General features: G+C 73.3%; 16 protein-coding genes. 7 read left to right on the forward strand and 9 right to left on the reverse strand.

The features are described 5' to 3' along the window. Nucleotides 1-27: 27 nt before the first annotated feature. Nucleotides 28-507 carry an Lrp/AsnC family transcriptional regulator gene (locus tag ACTWLT_RS19825; RefSeq protein WP_410810866.1) on the forward strand — a complete coding sequence of 160 codons (480 nt, stop codon included), beginning with the start codon at nucleotides 28-30 and terminating at the stop codon, nucleotides 505-507. A 79-nt stretch (nucleotides 508-586) separates the two neighbouring features. After that, complete coding sequence (locus tag ACTWLT_RS19830; RefSeq protein WP_445319678.1) at nucleotides 587-1,597, forward strand: LLM class flavin-dependent oxidoreductase; 1,011 nt, start codon at nucleotides 587-589, stop codon at nucleotides 1,595-1,597. A 199-nt stretch (nucleotides 1,598-1,796) separates the two neighbouring features. Here ACTWLT_RS19830 and ACTWLT_RS19835 read toward each other — a convergent pair whose 3' ends face one another. Then, on the reverse strand, nucleotides 1,797-4,019 hold the full coding sequence (locus ACTWLT_RS19835) for a rhamnogalacturonan lyase family protein (protein WP_445319679.1): 2,223 nt from the start codon (nucleotides 4,017-4,019) through the stop codon (nucleotides 1,797-1,799). 331 nt (nucleotides 4,020-4,350) lie between these two features. After that, a complete protein-coding gene (locus ACTWLT_RS19840) occupies nucleotides 4,351-4,737 on the reverse strand; it encodes a hypothetical protein (protein WP_445319680.1) in 387 nt (128 codons plus the stop codon). A 200-nt stretch (nucleotides 4,738-4,937) separates the two neighbouring features. Here ACTWLT_RS19840 and ACTWLT_RS19845 point away from each other — a divergent pair, with 200 nt between their 5' ends. Beyond that, entirely contained in the window at nucleotides 4,938-6,359 is a 1,422-nt protein-coding gene (locus tag ACTWLT_RS19845; RefSeq protein WP_445319681.1) for a pyridoxal-dependent decarboxylase, read from the forward strand. A gap of 173 nt (nucleotides 6,360-6,532) precedes the next feature. Here the strand turns inward: ACTWLT_RS19845 and ACTWLT_RS19850 are convergent, their stop codons facing one another. Continuing rightward, nucleotides 6,533-7,525 (reverse strand): sulfite exporter TauE/SafE family protein, encoded by a 993-nt coding sequence (locus ACTWLT_RS19850; protein WP_445319682.1) that lies wholly within the window; start codon nucleotides 7,523-7,525, stop codon nucleotides 6,533-6,535. Between the two features lie 101 nt (nucleotides 7,526-7,626). Then, on the reverse strand, nucleotides 7,627-8,091 hold the full coding sequence (locus ACTWLT_RS19855) for an RrF2 family transcriptional regulator (RefSeq protein WP_252418387.1): 465 nt from the start codon (nucleotides 8,089-8,091) through the stop codon (nucleotides 7,627-7,629). A 271-nt stretch (nucleotides 8,092-8,362) separates the two neighbouring features. Between ACTWLT_RS19855 and ACTWLT_RS19860 the strand changes: the two genes are divergently transcribed. Continuing rightward, a complete protein-coding gene (locus ACTWLT_RS19860) occupies nucleotides 8,363-9,031 on the forward strand; it encodes a YceI family protein (RefSeq protein ID WP_445319683.1) in 669 nt (222 codons plus the stop codon). 60 nt (nucleotides 9,032-9,091) lie between these two features. Here ACTWLT_RS19860 and ACTWLT_RS19865 read toward each other — a convergent pair whose 3' ends face one another. The 4 genes from ACTWLT_RS19865 to ACTWLT_RS19880 form a co-directional block, all read right to left on the reverse strand. Further along, nucleotides 9,092-9,976, reverse strand: a complete 885-nt coding sequence (locus tag ACTWLT_RS19865) for an acyl-CoA thioesterase (protein WP_252418389.1) — start codon at nucleotides 9,974-9,976, stop codon at nucleotides 9,092-9,094. Further along, a complete protein-coding gene (pyk, locus tag ACTWLT_RS19870; RefSeq protein ID WP_252418390.1) occupies nucleotides 9,973-11,421 on the reverse strand; it encodes a pyruvate kinase in 1,449 nt (482 codons plus the stop codon). The genes ACTWLT_RS19865 and pyk overlap by 4 nt, the downstream gene beginning before the upstream one ends. A 199-nt stretch (nucleotides 11,422-11,620) precedes the next feature. Continuing rightward, a complete protein-coding gene (locus ACTWLT_RS19875; RefSeq protein ID WP_445319684.1) occupies nucleotides 11,621-13,003 on the reverse strand; it encodes an FAD-binding oxidoreductase in 1,383 nt (460 codons plus the stop codon). A gap of 132 nt (nucleotides 13,004-13,135) precedes the next feature. Next, complete coding sequence (locus tag ACTWLT_RS19880) at nucleotides 13,136-13,501, reverse strand: YciI family protein (protein ID WP_252418392.1); 366 nt, start codon at nucleotides 13,499-13,501, stop codon at nucleotides 13,136-13,138. A gap of 252 nt (nucleotides 13,502-13,753) precedes the next feature. On the opposite strand from ACTWLT_RS19880, the gene ACTWLT_RS19885 reads away from it, so the two are divergent. Together ACTWLT_RS19885 and ACTWLT_RS19890 are read left to right on the forward strand one after the other, a co-directional pair. After that, nucleotides 13,754-14,074, forward strand: coding sequence for a hypothetical protein (locus tag ACTWLT_RS19885; protein WP_445319685.1), 321 nt, complete (start codon nucleotides 13,754-13,756; stop codon nucleotides 14,072-14,074). Next, on the forward strand, nucleotides 14,071-14,568 hold the full coding sequence (locus ACTWLT_RS19890; protein WP_445319686.1) for a hypothetical protein: 498 nt from the start codon (nucleotides 14,071-14,073) through the stop codon (nucleotides 14,566-14,568). Before ACTWLT_RS19885 ends, ACTWLT_RS19890 begins: the two co-directional genes overlap by 4 nt. A 24-nt stretch (nucleotides 14,569-14,592) precedes the next feature. Here ACTWLT_RS19890 and ACTWLT_RS19895 read toward each other — a convergent pair whose 3' ends face one another. After that, nucleotides 14,593-18,714 (reverse strand): CHAT domain-containing protein, encoded by a 4,122-nt coding sequence (locus ACTWLT_RS19895; protein WP_445319687.1) that lies wholly within the window; start codon nucleotides 18,712-18,714, stop codon nucleotides 14,593-14,595. A 208-nt stretch (nucleotides 18,715-18,922) separates the two neighbouring features. On the opposite strand from ACTWLT_RS19895, the gene ACTWLT_RS19900 reads away from it, so the two are divergent. Then, nucleotides 18,923-19,795, forward strand: coding sequence for an aldo/keto reductase (locus ACTWLT_RS19900; RefSeq protein ID WP_445319688.1), 873 nt, complete (start codon nucleotides 18,923-18,925; stop codon nucleotides 19,793-19,795). Nucleotides 19,796-19,815 lie beyond the last annotated feature (20 nt).

Below are 19,815 nucleotides of genomic sequence, written 5' to 3' on the forward strand. Positions count from 1 at the left end.
TTGCGAGGTTCGGACGAAGATGGTGGGGTGCCCCCTGAGCCGAACGATGTGCGGCCGCACCCCGCCCTGGACGAGGTGGACCGCGCGATCCTGACCGAGTTGGCCGCCGACGGCCGGCTACCGAACAACGCCCTCGCCGAACGGGTGGGGGTGGCGCCGTCGACCTGCCTGACCCGCACCCGGGCCCTACGCGAGCGCGGTGCGATCCGTGGTTTCCACGCCGAGGTGGATCCGGCAGCGCTCGGCCTGCCGTTGCAGGCGCTGGTGTCGGTGCGGCTGACCGCGCACGAGCGGGCCGCGGTGGACGCGTTCCGGGCCCGGTCGGTGCGGCTGCCCGGGGTGGTGTCGGTGTTCCACGTCGCCGGTGCGGAGGACTACGTGCTGCACGTGCGGGCCGCGTCCGGGGACGCGCTGCGCGACTTCGTGCTCGACCACCTCGCCGTCGATCCGGTGGTCCAGCACACCCAGACCAGCCTGATCTTCGAACAGGCCCGCGGGATGGGCTGAGCCACGGCGGGGCGGGTGAGTCGGGCGACAATGCCGGCCAGGAGGAACAAAGCCGGCCAGCGGCGGGTTGGCTGACCTTGTGATCACCGTACCGTTGTCTGTTCTTGATCTTGCCCCGGTCGCCAAGGGCACCACCGCCGGCGCGGCCCTGCAGGCCACCACCGAGCTGGCCCGCCGCACCGAGGAGCTGGGCTACCACCGGTTCTGGGTAGCCGAGCACCACAACATGCCGGCGATCGCCAGCTCCGCACCGGCCGTACTGCTCGCCCACCTGGCCGCGAACACCTCCACGATCCGGCTCGGCTCAGGCGGGGTGATGCTGCCCAACCACGCGCCGCTGGTGGTGGCCGAGCAGTTCGGCACCCTGGAGGCGCTGCACCCCGGGCGGATCGACCTCGGCATCGGCCGGGCGCCCGGCACCGACCAGGTGACGGCGCTGGCACTGCGCCGCACCATGGAGGGGCTCTCCGCCGAGGGCTTCCCGCGCGAGCTGGCCGACCTGATGAACTACTTCAGCGGGGAGCGGCCCGGGCAGATCATCGCCACCCCGGGGCACGGTGAGCAGCCGACGGTCTGGCTGCTCGGCTCCAGCGGCTTCAGCGCGCAGTTGGCCGGCCTGCTCGGCCTGCCCTTCTCCTTCGCGCACCACTTCAGCTCGGCGAACACGCTGCCGGCGCTCGCGCTCTACCGGCAGAACTTCCGGCCCTCACAGTGGCTGGACAAGCCGTACGCGATGGTCGCCGTCAACGCCGTCTGCGCGGAGACCGATGAGCGGGCCGAATGGCTGGCCGGGCCGAGCGCCCTGTCGTTCCTGAAGCTGCGCTCCGGCCGGCCCGAGCCCCTGTCCACGCCCGAAGAGGCCGCGGCGTACCCGTACACCGAGATCGAGCGGGAGTTCGTGCTGCAGCGCCGCGACGGTCAGGCGATGGGCTCACCGGAGACGGTCCGCCAGCAGTTGACCGACCTGCAGGAACGCACCGGCGCGGACGAGCTGATGCTGACCACGCTCGTCTACGACGTGCAGGACCGGGTGCGCTCGTACGAGCTGATCGCCGAGCAGGTCGCGGGCGGCCTGCGTCGGGACGCCTGAAACACGATCTTCACGTCAGCGTCACCGCCGCGACCCTGACGGTGCCTAACGTAGGTGCCGGTGGTGGTACGGCATCCCCGGTCGGGACGGGTCGGGAATGCCGCGGTGTGGCGCACCGGGCCGGAGCTGAGCGGATTCCGCGGCTGCGGCCCGGTGCCTGCCACCCTAGGCGACCCTGATCGGCACCACCAGGGTCAGATCAGCGTAGGTAGATGTTCGGGGTGGGTGGGGCGGCCATCGCGTCGCCGATGAAGAAGCCCGGATGCGGCGGCTGGTTGTAGGCGGTGTTCTGCCAGGCGATCGCCACCCGGTACTGCGGGTCGTGCATCAGGGTGTGGATCCGGGTGCTGGTCGGGACGGGCGTGCTGTAGATGCGCAACGCCCGGCTGTCGGTGCTCCGCCAGATCACCTCCTCGCGCCAGTCGCCCAGGATGTCCCCGGAGAGCGCCGGCGTCGACTTGGTGCCGTTGTTGGACGCCACGTCGCTGCCGGTGAGCAGCCGGGTCTCACCGCTGGTGCCGTACTTGTCGATCTTCGTTCCGTCGAGCAGTTCCCGCACCGGGTCGCCGTCCCACCAGGCGAGGAAGTTGGCCGACGACGGCTTGCGGCCGACGTTCTGCCCCCGCGTGTTGGCCAGCCCGGCAACCGCCGACGACCACGACTCCGCGCCGGGGCTGCCCGCCCAGATGTCCGCCGAGACACCGCGGCCGTTGTCGCCGGAGGCCGGCGTGGACCAGAGGATCTGACCGGTACGGGCGTCGGCGAACCAGGAACTGGGCTTGCTCGCGTCCTCGTCGACCTTGAACACCTCCAGGCCGGAACGGCTCGGGTCCAGGTCGCCGACGTGCAGGGCGTCACCGTGCCCGTTGCCCGTCGAGTAGAGCAGCCGACCGTTGTCGTCGATGGTGGCGGCACCGTAGACGATCTCCTGGCGGCCGTCGCCGTCGACGTCGGCGACGGAGAGCTGATGGTTGCCCTGACCCGCGGCGGCGCCGTTGCCGGAGGCGTTCGAGTCGAACGTCCAGCGCCTGCGCAGCGTGCCGTCGCGGAAGTCCCAGGCCGCGATCACCGCACGGGTGTAGTAGCCCCGCGCCATGATCAGGGAGGGGCGCTGCCCGTCCAGGTACGCGGTGCCGGCGAGGAACCGGTCCACCCGGTTGCCGTACGAGTCACCCCAGGACGACACCGTGCCGCGCGGCGGGTCGTAGTTCACGGTGGACAGCACGGCGCCGGTCTGTCCGTCGAACATGGTCAGGTACTCGGGGCCGGCGAGCACGTAGCCGCCGGAGTTGCGGTGGTCCGCCGAGGCGGAACCGATCACCTGGCCGGTGCCCGAGCGGGTGCCGTCGGCGGTCTTCATGGCCACCTCGGCCCGCCCGTCGCCGTCGTAGTCGTACACCTGGAACTGGGTGTAGTGGGCGCCGGCGCGGATGTTGCGGCCCAGGTCGACGCGCCACAACCGGGCCCCGGCGAGGGTGTACGCGTCGACGTAGACGACACCCGTGTAGCCGGACTGGGAGTTGTCCCTGGCGTTCGACGGCTCCCACTTGAGCACGATCTCGTAGCGTCCGTCGCCGTCGAGATCGCCGACGGAGGCGTCGCCTGCGCTGTAGGTGTAGCTCTCCCCGCTGGGGGTGCTGCCGCCCGGTGGCACCTGCAACGGCACGTCCAGGTAGCCGGCGCCGAACTGGAGGGCGGGTGCCGACGCGGCCTGCTCGACGCCGCCCACCACTGCGCGGACGGTGTACGCCGAACCGGCCGCCGCACCGCTGTCGAGGTACGTGGTGGCGCCGGTGATCGGGCTGGCGTTGACCCGGGTGGAACCCCGGTAGAGGTTGAACGCGACGCCGGAGGTCTCGGTGCCGAGCAGCCTCCAGGAGACCAGGTTGCCGCTGCCGGAGCGGACGCTGACCAGCCCCCGGTCCAGGTCCTCCATCTGCAGGGCCCCAGCCGAGGGCGGCAGTGCGGTGGTGGGCGGCGGGGTGCTCGGCGGCGGAGTGGTGGGTGCGGCTCCGGTGCAGGTGACGCCGTTGAGTGTGAAGCTGGTCGGCGCCGGGTTGCTGCCGGTCCACGAGGCGTTGAAGCCGAACGCCGCGGTGCCGTTGGTGGCGATGACGGCGTTGTGGTCGACGTTGCGCGCGGTGACCTGGGCGCCGGACTGGCCGACGCCCGCGTTCCACGCCTGCGTGACCTGCTGGCCAGCGCCGTACGACCAGGTGAGGGCCCAGCCGGTGACCGGGTCGCCGAGGTTGGTGACGGTGACGGTGGCGCCGAAGCCGCCCTGCCACTGGTTGGTGACCTGGTAGTCGACCCGGCAGCCGCTGGCGGCGGCCGAGGCGACGACCGCACCGACGACGCCGGCCGCGACGGCTGTCACGGTCATGGCGGCGAGCAGGGTCATCCGCTGTCTGGACGGGTGCATGAATTGCCTCCGGGGATCCGGTGATCGCCGCGCGTCCTCCGGCCTGCCCGGTAGGCACGGTGGACTCGTCCGCCGCGACCGCGACGAGCGGCGATCTGATCGGGGTTGAACGCCCTGGAACTCACGGATCCGACTCAAGGCGCATCGTAAGGCAAGCGCTTTCCGCCGCGCAACATCGACGTCCGCCGTCCCGTTGAGCGCCTGCGGAATTGCCGGCGGATCGACCGACATTGCCGCACGCCGCACCAGCTCGCCAGATCGGCAGGAAAGGCGGGACCCGGCCCGTAGGTGTATTCACCGCCGGGCCGGGCGCCTGGGTTCGCCTACCGAATCAGCAGTTCTGGTTGACGACGCGGGCAGAATTGCCGTCAGAAATGCGAATCCACTTGTAGGCGGCCGACGTCTGGAGCAGATCACCGTAGTAACGGTAGTAGTTACCGGTGCACTGCAGCGCGAACGTGTCCGTGTCCCTCTTGTACTTCGTGGAGACCTCACCCGGCTTGAGCAGGTAGGACGTGCCACAGGAACCGGCACCGTCGCACCAGTCCGCAATTGTCACCGGGTGTGCCGAGTCGTTGCGCACCACTCCGCAACCGGCAATTGAGCAGTTACCCGCCAACGCGGGGCCAGCCCCGGTCAACGTCGTACCGGCCACCGCGACGCTCGTCAGGAATCCGGCCATCGCCAGCCGAACAGCCTTCCGGGATGCCACCTTCACTGATTGTCCACCTTCCATGCATCAAATCCCCCGAGCCATCGAACCTAGTAGCTGGGGATTGCTAGGTCAACAGGCCCGCGACGCCGATTTCGTGTTACCGGGGGTGGCGATACGGCACCTTGTGTGTTATCGATGCTGGCCTGTCTGACGTCTTGCCCCGAGGCGGGCGCACCTGATCGACTCGTCGGATGGTTGCCCACATGACCCCCGACGAGTTTCGTCGCGCTGGCCACGCCGTCGTGGACTGGATCGCCGACTACTGGGCGACGCTGGAGCAGCGACCCGTCACTCCGTCCGACCCGCCGGGCACCGTGGCAGCCGCCCTGCCGGCCACGCCGCCCACCGCCGGCGAACCCGTCGAGGCGGTTCTCACCGATCTGGACGCGATCGTCGTACCGGGGCTGACCAACTGGCAGCACCCGGGGTTCTTCGGCTACTTCCCGGCGAACACCTCCGGCCCCAGCGTGCTCGGCGACCTGGTCAGCTCCGGGCTCGGCGTGCAGGGCATGCTCTGGGCCACCAGCCCCGCCTGTACCGAGCTGGAGACCGTGCTGATGGACTGGCTGGCGCAACTGCTGGACCTTCCGTCGCGGTTCCGCTCGACCAGCGCCGGTGGCGGTGTCATCCAGGACTCGGCCTCCTCGGCGACACTGGTGGCCACCCTGGCCGCGCTGCACCGGGCCAGCGGGGGCCGCTGGCGCGAGACCGGCATCGACCGGCGCTACCGCGCCTACACCTCCACACACGGGCACTCCTCCATCGAGAAGGCCGCGCGGATCGCCGGGCTGGGCAGCGACGGGGTCCGCGCGATCGAGGTGGACCCGGAGACCCAGGCGCTCCGGCCGGCCGCACTGCGAGCGGCGATCGAGGCCGACCTCGCCGCCGGGGACGTGCCCGCCATCGTGGTGGCCACCATCGGCACCACCTCCACCACCGCCGTCGACCCGGTGGCGGAGATCGGCGCCGTCTGCGCCGAGTACGGGATCTGGCTGCACGTGGACGCCGCGTACGCCGGCGCCGCCGCCGTCTGCCCCGAGCTGCGCTGGTCGCACAACGGTCTGGAGTACGCCGATTCGTACTGCTTCGACCCGCACAAGTGGCTGCTCACCGGCTTCGACTGCGACGCGTTCTGGGTGGCCGACCGCGGCGAGCTGGTCGAGGCGCTGACCGTGCTGCCGGAGTTCCTGCGCAACGCGGCCAGCGAGTCCGGCGCGGTCATCGACTACCGGGATTGGCAGGTCCCGCTGGGCCGCCGGTTCCGGGCGCTGAAGCTGTGGTTCGTGCTGCGCTGGTACGGCGTGGAGGGGCTGCGGGCGCACATCCGCTCCGGGGTGGCGCTGGCCGCCCGGTTCGCCGACCGGATCCGGGCAGACGACCGGTTCGAGCTGGCCGCGGCGCACCCGTTCTCGCTGGTCTGCTTCCGGCTGCGCGCCGACGACGACGCCAACACCGAGCTGCTGGCCCGGATCAACCGCAGCGGGCGGGTCCACCTGACGCACACCCGGGTCGCCGGCCGGTACACGCTGCGACTGGCGGTCGGCTCACCGCAGACCATCGAGCGGCACGTCGACGAGGCGTGGACGCTGCTCGTCGACACCGCCGACGAACTGCTGGCCCGCTGACCGCCGCCCGTCGCGTCCGGCTCACTCCCGCGAGCGCGATACCTGTGCGTCATATTGATGACTCAGAGGTATCGCACCGGAGAGCGGAGGTGTCCCCCTCTGGTGCCGCCGGACCGTGGCGGGCTTCCTGAAACGGCCAAACTGGCGGAGCCGGCCCCGGGTGCTGGCCAGGGTCAACGGGCGGTCGGCGTACCGACGGTGGTCAGGCTGACCGGCGCGGCGTCGCCGGCGGCGCCCGGCCCGGCGGAGGTCCGGACCGGGGCGCCGGCCGGCTCGACGGCGGCCGGCGACGGCAAAACGGTGACGGCTTTACGGGTGGGCCGGAGCGCCCGCACGGCCAGCACGAGTGCGGCCACCCAGCCGACGACCAGGACGGCGTAGAGCACGGGGCGGACCGGGCCGTCCAGCCCTGCGGACCGGATCAGGGTGCGGGCGTTGGTCAGCACGATCACGCCACCGATCGCCGCGCCGAGCAGTTGGGCCGGCACGATGCGCACCAGCCAGGCGGCCAGCGGGGCGGCGATGAGCCCTCCGATGAGCAGGGCGGCCACGGTGGGCAGCAGGAACCCCTCGGTGCCCAGCCCGATCAGGAAGCCGACGCTGGCCGAGCCGGCCACCACGAACTCGGCGGTGTCCACCGAGCCGATCACCTTGCGCGGCTCCATCCGACCGGAGACCAGCAGCGCCGGGGTGGCCACCGGGCCCCAGCCCCCGCCGCCGGTGGCGTCGACGAAGCCGGCGACCAGGCCGAGCGGGCCGAGGAAGCGCCCGCGCAGCCGCCCGCCGGCCCGGTTGGTTCGCAGCGGTCGGGCGAAGCGCACCAGCAGGTACGCGCCGAGCGTGAAGAGGATGCCGGCCATCCACGGCGCGGCCGACTCGGTGGAGATCGAGCTGAGCAGGGTCGCGCCGGCGAACGCGCCGATCGCGCCGGGCAGGGCGATGCGGGTCACCACCCGCCAGTCGACGTTGCCGAACCGCCAGTGCGCCACCCCGGCGGCGAGCGTGGTGCCGATCTCGGCCAGGTGCACCGACGCGGAGGCGGCGGCCGGGGAAACCCCGACGACCAGCAGCAGGGTGGACGACGTCAGCCCGTACGCCATGCCGAGCGAGCCGTCGACGAGCTGCGCGGCGAGCCCGACCAGAGCGAGGACCAGCAGCTTGCGCACGAGCGCCCCCTGACTTTTCGGCTTCTCCTACCGACTTGGTCGACAATGCGGCACGGAGAGGCCCGGGTCAAGGGTCTGATCGGTGGGTGGGACGCCGGCGGTCAGATCCAGGCGCGCGGGTCGGCCGCCAGCTCGGTGACCCGGGCGGGCAGCGTGCCGGCGGCCACGTCGGCGACGCTGACCAACTCCAGGATCTCGCGCTCGCTGGCGCGCAGCGCGATCCAGACCTCCTGGAGCGCCCGTGCCGGACCGTGGTAGCCGAGCTGCTCCGGGCGCTGTCCGCGTACGTGCGCGAGCGGCCCGTCGATCACCCGGATCACGTCGGCCAGCGAGATCTCCTCGGCCGGGCGGGCCAGCCAGTAGCCGCCCTCCGGGCCGCGCTGCGCGTGCACGATGCCACCCCGACGCAGTTGGAGCAGGATGCTCTCCAGGAACTTCGGCGGGATCTCCTGCGCCCGGGCGATCTGCTCGGCGGTGACCGGCCGGCCCCGCCCCGGGCCACTGGCCGTCGCGGCGAGCTCGGCGGCCGCACGGAGGGCGTAGTCGACCCGGGCGGAGAGGCGCATGCCGGCAAGGTTAGCCCTCCGCCCGGCCAGCCGGACGGGCGACCCTGGGCCGATCGGCCACGCATCGACGACAACCGCATTTGTTCGTACGCGGCGCCACCGGGCGTCCAGGAATGGTGAAGTGCGTCATGAACCACCGTTAGGTGGGGCCCGAAACGCCGCTCGGGAGCGTCCCTATGCTGGGCGTGAAGTGCGACTGTCTGACCGTTTGCGCGACGCTCCGGCAGATATTGATAAACACCCGTGTGCAGCTCGGGGGGAAGGCAACACGATGACCGATATCGCGACACGCACCTGGGATGGAATGACCATCCCGGCGGCCGGCACCTATCGTCTCGATCAGGCGCACAAGCGGATCGGTTTTCTGTCCCGGCACATGATGGTGAGCCCGGTACGCGGCGAGTTCGCCGAGGCGACGGCCCAGATCTCGGTGGCCGAGGATCCCCTGCTCTCCTCGGTGACCGCGACCATCCAGACGGCGAGCATCACCACCGGCAGCGTCGACCGGGACACGCATCTGATGAGTGCCGACTTCCTCGACGTGGAGCGCTATCCCACTCTCGAATATCGAAGCACGGGCATCAACTGGAAGGGCAACGAGGACCCGATCTTCCAGTGGGCCCGGCTACGAAACCACCGTCTCGGCGCACGAGGCAGACGTCACAATGTGCCCCCGCAGCCAGAGCCCACTCCCGGCCGATTCGTGCTCACCGGTGAGTTGACAATCAAGGGGATCACCCGGGCGGTCGACCTTCAGGTGAGTTTCGGTGGCGCCCGTCGTGATCCGTACGGGCAGAACATCTTCGGATTCAGCGCGACGGCCGACATCAACCGCGAGGACTACGACCTGCTCTGGAACGTGGCGCTGGAAAGTGGCGGAGTTCTGGTGGGCAGGACGGTGCAGATCGAAATCGCCGGCGAGGCCATCCATCAGCCGTGACACCAGCGTCCGGACAGTGATCCCCGCCGGGTGAGCACCCGGCGGGGATGACCGACAGCGTCAGGCGCCGACGCGGCGCAGCAGACCCTCCTGGACGGCGCTGGCGATCTGCCGGCCGTCGGTGGTGAACATCCGGCCGGTGGCCAGCCCTCGCGCGCCGGACGCCGACGGGCTCCAGCAGTCGTAGAGGAACCACTCGTCGGCGCGGAACGGCCGGTGGAACCAGAGCGCGTGGTCGAGGCTCGCACCGACCACACCGCCAGGCCCCCACACCTCGCCGTGCACGGAGAGCACCGAGTCCAGCAGGGTGAGGTCCGAGGCGTAGGTGAGCGCGCAGGCGTGCAGCAGCGGGTCGTCCGGCAGCTTGCCGTCGATGCGCATCCAGACCCGCTGGTGCGGGTCGGCGGGCCGGTCACCGGGGCGGACCCAGCCGGGCTCGCCGACGTAGCGCACGTCGATCGGACGCGGGATCTGACCCCAGATGCCCAGCCGCTCCGGGTAGCGGGACAGCCGGTCGGTCATCGTCGGCACGTCCTGCGGCGACGGCACCTCCAGCGGGGCCGGGGCCTGGTGGTCCAGACCCTCCTCGGCCCGCTGGAAGGACGCCGACATGAAGAAGATCGGCTTGTCGTGCTGGAGCGCGACCGCGCGGCGGACGGAGAAGGACCGGCCGTCGCGGATGTTCTCCACCTGGTACTCGATCGGCTCGACCGGGTCGCCCGGCCGGACGAAGTAGCCGTGCAGCGAGTGCACGAACCGCTCCGGGTCGACCGTGCGGCCGGCGGCGACCAGGGCCTGACCGGCGACCTGGCCGCCGTACACCCGCTGCGGACCGACCGGCGGGCTCATCCCCCGGAAGGTCATCTCCCCGGTCGGGTCGAGGTCGAGCACCTCCAGGAGCTGGTCCACCGCCGCCTGGCCGACCGCGACCGGGCTGTCGCTCACTGCAGCGCCCGCGCCGACGCCGCGTCGACCAGCGAGCCGAGCTGGTGTACGCGCAGCGTGTTGGTCGAGCCGGGGGTGCCGGGCGGGCTGCCCGCCACGATCACCACGTAGTCGCCCGGGTTGGCCCGGTTGAGACCGAGCAGCGCCTCGTCGACCTGGCGGAACATGTCGTCGGTGTGCTGCACGAACGGCATCAGGAAGGTCTCCACGCCCCAGGTCAGGGCGAGCTGGCTGCGCACCTCGGGGACCGGGGTGAAGGCCAGCAGCGGCAGGTCGCAGTGCAGCCGGGACAGCCGACGGACGGTGTCGCCGGTCTGCGAGAAGGCGACCAGCGCCTTGGCGTTGATGGCGCGGGCGATCGACGAGGCGGCCACGGTGAGCGCGCCACCGTGGGTGCGCGGGTCGTGCTGCAACCGGGGCACGCCGATCGAGCCGGACTCGGTGGTCATCACGATCTTGGCCATGGTGCTGACGGTCAGGACCGGGTACTTGCCGACGCTGGTCTCGCCGGACAGCATCACGGCGTCCGCGCCGTCGAGGACCGCGTTGGCCACGTCGGAGGCCTCCGCCCGGGTGGGGCGGGAATTCTCGATCATGGAGTCGAGCATCTGGGTGGCCACGATGACCGGCTTGGCGTTCTCCCGACAGAGCTGCACGGCCCGCTTCTGCACCAGCGGAACCTGGTCCAGCGGCATCTCGACACCGAGGTCACCACGGGCGACCATGACGCCGTCGAAGGCCAGCACGATGGCCTCGAGGTGCTCCACCGCCTCCGGCTTCTCGACCTTGGCCAGCACCGGCCGGAACACGCCCTCCTCGGCCATGATGCCGTGCACGAGCTTGATGTCCTCGGCCGAGCGGACGAAGGAGAGGGCGACCAGGTCGACGCCGAGCCCCAGGGAGAAGCGCAGGTCCTCGGCGTCCTTCTCCGACATGGCCGGCACGCTGACCGCCACGTTGGGCAGCGAGACGCCCTTGTTGTTGGAGACCGGCCCACCCTCGGTGACCAGGCAGCGGATGTCGTTGCCCGTGACGTCGGTGACCTCGACGGCGACCCGGCCGTCGTCGATCAGCAGGCGGTCACCGGGCTTCACCTCGTGCGGCAGCCTCGTGTACGTGCAGGAGACCCGCTCCTTGGTGCCGATGATGTCGTCGCCGGTGATCACGACCGAGTCGCCGGTGCGCCACTCGTGCGGGCCGTCGGCGAACTTGCCGAGCCGGATCTTGGGACCCTGGAGGTCGGCGAGGACGGCCACCGGCTTACCGGCCGCCTCGGACGCCTCCCGGACCAGTCGGTAGACCGCCTCGTGGTCGGCGTGGCTGCCGTGGCTGAAGTTGAGCCTGGCCACGTTCATGCCGGCCTCGACGAGGCCCCGGATGCGCTCCGGGGACGAGGTGGCGGGACCAAGAGTGCAGACGATCTTCGCGCGGCGTGTCACGCCCATCAGGCTAGTCTCTCCTTCAGGTCGGACTCGGGGCCGACCCCTTGCAGGCAGCGGAACAGTTGTCCAACGACGCGCGGTGCGCGTCGGGCCGGCGGGCGGAACCGCACCGGGAACGTTGTGGCGACGGGCATCGGCGACCGCGCGCCGGGAATCGTACGCCTCTGCCGCCGCACACCCTCGGGGTGCTCCCGCCGGCCGCTCACCCGGCGTGCCCCACCGGCGGCAGGGTGGGCACCGCGGTGAGCAGGTCACGCGGGTCGTAGCGCCGCTTGGCCCGGCGCAGCCGCGCCCAGTTCGCGCCGTAGGCCGACCGGACCCGGTCGGTCTCCTCCGGGGCGAGCAGGTTGGGGTAGCCACCGGGCAGGGCGTGCGGGGCGAGCGCCGCCGAGGTGCGCTCGGCCCAGTCCCGGTGCGGCCCCACGACCCCGCCCGGCGGCCACACGGCAATGATCTCGGTCAGCAGGTGGTCCGCGCGCAGGCCGAACGCCGTGTCGGCGAGCCGGACCCGGCTGGCCGCGCCGTGGAAGTGGTGCAGGGCCAGCGCGGAGAACGGCGAGCTGACCTGCCGGGCGGCGTCGACCAGCACGTCGACCGCGCCGTCGGTGAGGGTGGGCAGCCAACGGGTCCGCAGCAGGTAGTGGTTGCCGTCGACCATCCCGCCGTCGAACATCCGCAGCGCCTCCGCGTACGGCAGCGGGCCGACCTGGTCGAGCAGCGGAACGCCCAGCGCGCGCAGCCGGTCCACCCACGGGCGACCCAGGTCCAGGTCCGTGCCGCTGTAGAACGGGCAGACGAAGATCACCGGCTCGCCGGCCGGGCCGGGCAGGAAACCCGCCATCACGGTGAGCTCGTCCGGGGCCTCGGCGAGGAGGGCGGCGTACCCGCGCAGGACGGCGGGCGCCTCGGAGAGCGCGAACATGATCATGCCGGCCAGGACGGCGGGCAGCCGGTGCGCCCGGTAGCGCAGCGCGGTGACGACGCCCAGGTTGCCGCCGCCACCGCGGAGCGCCCAGTACAGCTCGGCGTCGTGGTCGGCGTCGGCGGTGACCCGGCGGCCGTCGGCGAGAACCACCTCCGCCCCGATCAGGTTGTCCAGGGCCAGACCGAACCGGCCGCACAGCGGGCCGTACCCGCCGGCGAGGGTGAGCCCGGCCATTCCCACGTCGCGGACCACCCCGGTGGGCACCACCAGGTCGTACGGGCCGGCGGCGGTCAGCAGGTCGCCGGCGGTCGCGCCGCCGGCCACGGTCACCGTGGCCGCGTCCGGGTCGACCTGGACCGCGCGCAGGCCGGTCAGGTCGAGCACCAGGCCGCCGTCACGCAGCGCCCGGCCGGCCCAGTCGTGCCCGCCGGAGCGGACCGACAGCGGCAGGTGGCAGCGGGCGGCGATACCGACGACGCTGGCGACCTCCTCGACGTCCAGGCACCGGGCGACCAGCGCGGGCGCACGCTCCACGGCGGCGTTCCACAGGCGGGTGGCCGCGACGAACCCGGGATCGCCCGGCTCGTGGAGCCGGTCACCGAGCAGAGCGCGCAGCCGGGCGGTGGCCGAGGCGACATCGGGGGTGGCGGCGGAGCTCATGGCGACTCCTCGACCGGGGCCGGTCGACGACGCGGGGTGCGCCCCGACGGCGGTCCTCGGTGGGCGCGACCGTAGCACCGGCGGGCCGCCGACCGCCGTCACCATCACGACAGGCGCCGATGGCTCGATCGGTCAGCTCTGGGCCTTGGCCAGCGGAAACTCCAACGAGCCCGCCGGGCAGAGGAAGGTCAGCACGTCCAGCCGGTAGAGCCCGGCCTGCACCGCCGGGTCGGCCTCCAGCACGCTGCGCACGTCCTCGACGCTGCCGGTGCGGGCCAGCCCGAAACCGATCGGCGGTTCCGGGTTGTTGGTCGTCCCGTCGATCGAGCCGGCGACGAGGATGATCCCGCGGCGCTGCAACGCCTGCATGTGCTCGGCGTGCTCGGCCTGCAACCGCTGCACGGTCTCGGGGGGCAGGGCCCGTCCGGCCGCGCCGGGATAGATCACGACGCACTCGTACGTGTCGAGCGCGAAGTCGACCTGCGGCACTCCCGCCATGGGTGCTCCCTCCGCCGTCGGCCGGGAACCCACCGGCCCGGCTGCCCGGACCGGCGTCACCGGCACGCGCCCAGCGTCGCACGCCGGTGGCGGTCGCACCTGTCGCTCCGCTCAACTGGCCCCGGTCGGGCCGCGCGACGCGGTGGCCGCCCCCCGACGATCAGGCCGCTGGTGGCCATCCGACACGTCGGGCGAGCCGGTGGCGGCACCGACTACGGTGGACGGTCCGGACGGCGGCGGTGGGAGGTCGGGATGCGCGACGACGAAGCGGCGGCGGGCACGCTGCCGTACGTCGAGGTCACCGACGAGGCGTACGCGGCGCAGGCCGCGGCGGGCTTCACGGTGCGGGAGTTCGGGTTCGCGGTGCTGCTCAGCGGGCGGTGCCCCCGCTGCGACCACACGACCACCAGCACAGTGGTCGACGAGCTGTTCCGGCGGGAGACGCCGGCTGCCGCCCCGGACCCGGGCTACCGGACGGTGCTCTGCGAGTGCGAGGCCGACCATCCGTCGCGCCCCGCCGGGCTGCGCGGCTGCGGCGCGTACTGGACGCTGCGGCTGGAGGTCGAGGCGTGATCCGGCTCCGCCCGGGGCCGCCCGCGACCGTCGACGACCTGCACCGGGCGCAGCAGCTGGCCGGGTTGCTGCGCGGCGAGTTGGAGCGGGTCCGCGCGGCGGCGGTGGCCTGGCGCAACGGCCTTGGCGGGCTGCTGGTGGCGCTCGTCGGGTTCAGCCTGATCCGGGGGCGCACCGACGTCACGACGCTCGCGCCGGGGTGGGGTGCGCTGGTGGGGGTCCTGCTGCTCGCCGCGCTGCTGGCGGGCGTGGGCGGGGCGCTGGCGCTGCTGCGCGCGGCGCACGGCCGGCTGGCGGTGACCCCGGTGGCGGCGCTTCCGCCGGCCCCGCTCGGCGACCACCTGGAGGCGATGGCGGCGGTCCGGTCGCTGCGGACCGGGGTACGGCTCGTGCTGCTCTGCACCGCGCTGCTCGTCGCCGCGGTGGGCGTGACCTGGTACGCGCCCGCCCGCCACGATCCGCCAGCCGCCGTCTCCACCGGGCCAACCCGGTAACTCCGCACCGGGTGGCGGCACCGGTCAGGGGCCGAGGTGGGCGTAGCCGGCCCAGGTGTCGGGCCGGTCGGGCAGGACGGCGCGGAGCCGGCGGACCGCCTGGTGCAGGGCCACCGCCGCCCGGTCCGGTGCGATCCCGCCGGGCACCGCCAGGCCCGCGTACAGGTCGGCGCAGAGTCGCACGGTCAACGCGTCCGAGATGGACCAGAGCGCGCCGATGACGTGCCGGAACCCGGCGAGCTGGAACGCGGTGCCGAGGGTGAGCGCCTCGTCGGGCAGGGCCGCGCCGCCGCGCACCGTCTCGCAGGCCGACAGGACGGCCAGCGCGGCCGGGCTGCCGGCGGGCCGCCACAGGTCCCGTACGTGCAGCGGGCCGCCGGCCAGCGCGAGGCGGCCCCACGCCGGGGCGCGCAGGTCCTGGGTGCCGTGACAGGACAGGTGGGCGACCGGCTGGCCGGGCAGCGCGGCGAGCACCGCCGCCGGGGTGGCCGCCGGGCCGAGCAGTGCGCGGACCCGTGGCAGGTGCCGACGGACGATCTCCACCTCCCGGTCGACGCCGGGCAGGTCGGCCAGGCCGGGGGTCTGCGGCATGCCGACGACCAGCGCCGAGTCGACCGGCTCGGGCCGGGCCGGAACGCCGCGCCGGGCGTGCCCCAGCGCTCGCAGCGACGCGGTGTACGACGGCACCACCCGGTCCAGCACCCCGTCGCCGCCGTCGAGCGGGCCGGCAGCGTGCAACGGCAGCAGGGTGAGCAGCCCGGTCGGGCACCACCACAACCGTGGCCAGTCCGGTACGGGGCCGGACGGGTCGACGGTCGACGCGTCCGACGGCCTCGGCCCGGGGGTGGCGGCGTCGAGCACCGGTGCGGCGACCACCCTCCACAGCCAGTCCAGTGTCTGGCCGACCTCCGTCCGCGCCGCCGCCCGGCGTCGCTGTGCCGCCGGCTCGGGGCCGTCCGGCGCCGCCGCCCCGGTGAGCACCGCGATCGCGGTCAGGAAGCCCGCCGTGCGGGCGACCAGGTCGGCCAGGGTCAGCCCGGGCAGCGGCACCACGGTGGCCCGACCGTCGGCGACCACCAGTGCGTCGCACCGCCGGGCTGCGACGTTGACCAGCACCACCGGACCACCGACAGCGGCCCCGGCCAGGGTGGCGAACGGCGGTGGACGGAGAAAGTCGGCGAAGCCCGGCTGGTCGCGGATCTCGGCGAGCAGGTCGCGTCGGCGGGTGGCGAGGTCGTACCGCTGCTCCGGGGTCGACCCGGCCGCCGACGCCACGCCGCTCCCCCACCCGCCCGGTGACAGCACGCCGCCGGAGGACAGCGGGTCGACCGGCGACACGGAAGCGACCGGCGGCGGCGTGGCGAAGCCGTCGAGGGCGGCCTGCAGGTCGGTGAGCCGGGCGGCCAGCCGGGGAGCCCGGGCGCGCAGCGCGGCCAGGTCGGCGCTCGCGTCGTGCGCCCGGGTCAGCAGGACGCCCCGGCCGTACTCCAGCAGTTCGACGGCGCGCTCCGGGCGGTCGAACGCGACGGCGACCGCCGCCGCGTCGCTGGCCAGCCCGGGGAACAGCCCGAGCAGGCGGGCCTGGTCGTCGGGGTCCATGCCGTGCCAGGCCACCAGGTCGATCAGCTCGATGGCCGTGGCGTACCCGTCGAGCGCGGCCGGCAGGTCCCCCGCCGCGGCGGCGTGTTCGGCGCACCGGCTGGCCGCCGACGCCCGCAGCAGCGACGGCGCGGACTCCGTCGCGGCGGCGGCACGCAGCGCGGCGGTCGCCTCGACCAGCACGGAGGGGTCGCCGGAACCAGCGCCGGCGGCGGGGCCCGCGACGGCTTCCAGGGCGGTGGCCAGGTTGCTCAGGCACATGGTGCGCGCGGGGTGCTCGACGGGCAGCGCCTCGACCGCCGCCCGGTAGGCGGCCAGCATCGCGCTGGCGTCCGCGTCGTCGCGGCCGGCCCGGTAGCGCAGCAGCAACGCGCTACCGAGGTTGGTGAGGATCCGGTGCCGGTCACCCCCGGCCGACGGCTGGTGCTCGCTCAACGGTTGCAGCAGCCGGACCGCCTCGTCCAGTGCGGCCGGGTCGCCGCGCAGGCGGTGCCGCAGCAGATGGGCCAGCGCCAGGGTGGCGACCGCCTGGGTGTACTCGGCCGGCTCGGACTCCTGCTCGGCCAGCTCCACCGCCTCGCGTAGCGCCGTCACCGCGGCGTCGGAGTCGTCGGCGATGCCGGCCGCGACCTCGTCGGCGGGCTCACCACCGGCGGGCAGCGCGCCGCCCAGGGCGAGCTCCACCCGGCGGTTCAACGCCGAGCCGTAGTTGGTCAGCGCCGGCAGCCGGTCGGGGTGCCCGGGCGGCACGGTCCCGGTCACCTGTCCCAGCACCTGGATCGCCTCGGTCAGGGTGGCCAGGTCCTGGGTGGAGGCGAACAGGCCCTGCAGCACCAGGCCCAGGTTCGAACGGTACCGGGGCAGCAGGACGGCATCCGGTGCGACGGCGGCAACCGCGGCCCGCAGCGCCACGGCGGCGGGCTCCAGCAGCGCCGGTTCGCCCGCCAGGTCGGACAGTTCGCGCAGGGTGTTGCCCAGGTTGTTGAGCACCTGGTGGCGCAGCGGGTCGGCGCGGGCGAGCAGCGTCTCGGCCTCGGTCAACGCGTCCCGGGCGGCCCGCAGCGCGGTCACCCCGCCCAGGTCGGCGTGCCCGCGGCCCAGCGCGTAGCCGAGGTCGGCGAGGCGGCGGGCCCGTTGCGCCGGTTCCCCGGCGACGGTGACGCCGTCGCGGAGCAGCCGCACCGCCTCGGTGATGTCGTCGGTCCGCCGCCACCGCTCGTACCGGGTCACCAGCAGAGCGGCCACCGCGTGCCGTATCTCGTCGGGGTCCATGCCGCCGTGGGCCGAGCCCCGACCGGCCGCCGCCGCCCGGTACGCCTCGATCGCCGCGTCGAGGTCGGCCGGGTCGCCGTCGGCCTCGTGCCGCTCGGCGAGCAACGTGGCCAGCCCGGCCCGCGCCGTCCCGGCCAACTCCGGTTCGAGCCCGCCGAACCCGGTCAGCGCCGCCCGGTACGCCTCGATCGCCGCATCCCGGTCGGCCGGCGCGCGGTCGCGCAGGAACCGTTCGGCGAGCGCCGTGCCGTGCAGCGCGGCGAACCGTGGATCGCCCGCTGCCCGGGCGGCGGCGAACGCGTCGACCGCCTCGTCGAGGTCGGCCGGCCGGCGCCGCAGCCGCCACCGGTCCCGCAGCCGCTGCCCGAGGTTGGCGCGCGCCATGGCGCGCACCGACGGGCTGACGCCGGCAGCCCGGGCGGCGTCCCGCAGCAGGATGATCGACTCGTCCAGGTCCCCCGGGGCGGCGTCGACCTCGTACCGGTCGCCCAGCACGTTGCCGAGGTTGAACAGCCGGACCGGACGTTCGGGATCGCCGGCCGGGGTGGACTCCAGGCTCTCCCGGTGCGCGTCGATCGCGGCCGCCAGGGCACGCTGCCGGCCGAGGTGCTGGAACTGGTCGCGGTGCACCCTGCCGAGGGCGGACAGGTAGTGCAGCCGCTCCGGTTCACCCGGGGGTGTGCCGTCCACCGCCCGCCGCAGCAGCGCCGCCGCCTGATCCGCACCCCGGTAGTCGCGGTTGTTCTCCGCGGTGGCCATCAGCATGACCGCCTCGACGAACAGCGCGCCGGCCTCCCCGTCGGGCGACCCGCCCGTACGCCCTCCGGCCCCGGTCCCGGTCCCGGCGCCGCGACCGGACCGGGTCGGCGTGGGCGGCGACCCGCCGGCAGCGCGCGGACCGGGAATCCGGCCGGTGTCCGGCGGTGACGCTCGGTGCGTGTGCAGCATGGCCAGCAGCGGCGGGGACACCAGCTGCGGGGCGATGCGCAGCAGGGCCTCGGTGAGCGTGACCGCCTGCCCCAGATCGTCGGCGTCCTCGCCCGAGGGCAGCAGCTGGTAGCGGTACCAGTGCAGGCAGGCGAGGAGGAAGATGCCCTCGGCGACCGGCTCCGCCAGCGGCCCGTCGGCCGGCGTCGCCGTCACCAGCTCCATGACCGCCTCGGCGTCGCGGATCGCGCCGGAGTCGAGCACCGCGCGGGGGTCCCTGGTGGCGCCGAAGCCGTCCAGCCGCTCCCGCAGCCGACTCAGCGGGTCGGACCTGAACCGTCGCCACATCGCGCCTCCCCCGACCGGCCGCACCGATGGGATCAGGCGTAGCAGATCGGACACGGCGGGCGCCAGCGGTACGACGACGCCGATCGGATCGAGCCGTGTCCAGGCACACAGTCGACCGACACGCGGTATGACCGTCGCATTCCGGGGGATGATCACCTGGTGGCGGAGTTTCCATCCCCGCCGCGACGACACGATTGGGGATCCGCGTATGGCGACCGACATCGGCAAACAACCCGCGAAGGCTTCCGGCACGTACCGGATCGGCGGCGACGTCACCGTCAACCGGCTCGGCTACGGGGCGATGCAGATCACCGGGCCGGGCGTGTGGGGCGACCCGAAGGACCCGGCCGAGGCGCTCCGGGTGCTGCGGCGGGCGGTGGAGCTGGGCGTCACGTTCATCGACACCGCCGACTCGTACGGCCCGTTCGTCTCCGAGCTGCTGATCCGCGAGGCCCTGCACCCGTACCCCGATGACCTGGTCATCGCGACGAAGGGTGGGTTCACCCGGGCCGGGCCGGGCGACTGGCGCGTGGTGGGTCGCCCGGAGTACCTGCGCCAGCAGTGTGAGCTGAGCCTGCGGCACCTCGGCCTGGACACCATCCCGCTCTACCAGCTGCACCGGATCGACCCGCAGGTGCCGCTCGCCGATCAGCTGGGCGAGCTCGCGCTGTTGCGGCAGGAGGGCAAGATCCGGCACATCGGACTGTCCGAGGTGAGCGTCGCGCAGATCGAGGAGTCGCGCGCGATCACCACCATCGTCTCGGTGCAGAACCTGTACAACCTCGCGAACCGCAGCGCCGAGGACGTACTGGAGTACTGCGAGCGCAACGACATGGCGTTCATTCCGTGGTTCCCGATCGCCACCGGTGAGCTGGCCCGCCCGGGTGGCCCGCTGGACGCGATCTCCAACGCGCACGGCGCGACGCCCGCGCAGCTCGCGCTGGCGTGGCTGTTGCGCCGGTCGCCGGTGATGCTGCCGATCCCCGGTACGTCCTCGGTGGCGCACCTGGAGGAGAACGTGGCCGCCGGCGACGTGCGGCTCACCGACGACGAGTTCGAGGCGCTGGCGAAGGCGAGTTGACCTGCCGGTTCGGGCGCCGT

Source organism: Micromonospora yongxingensis (genome assembly GCF_052601155.1).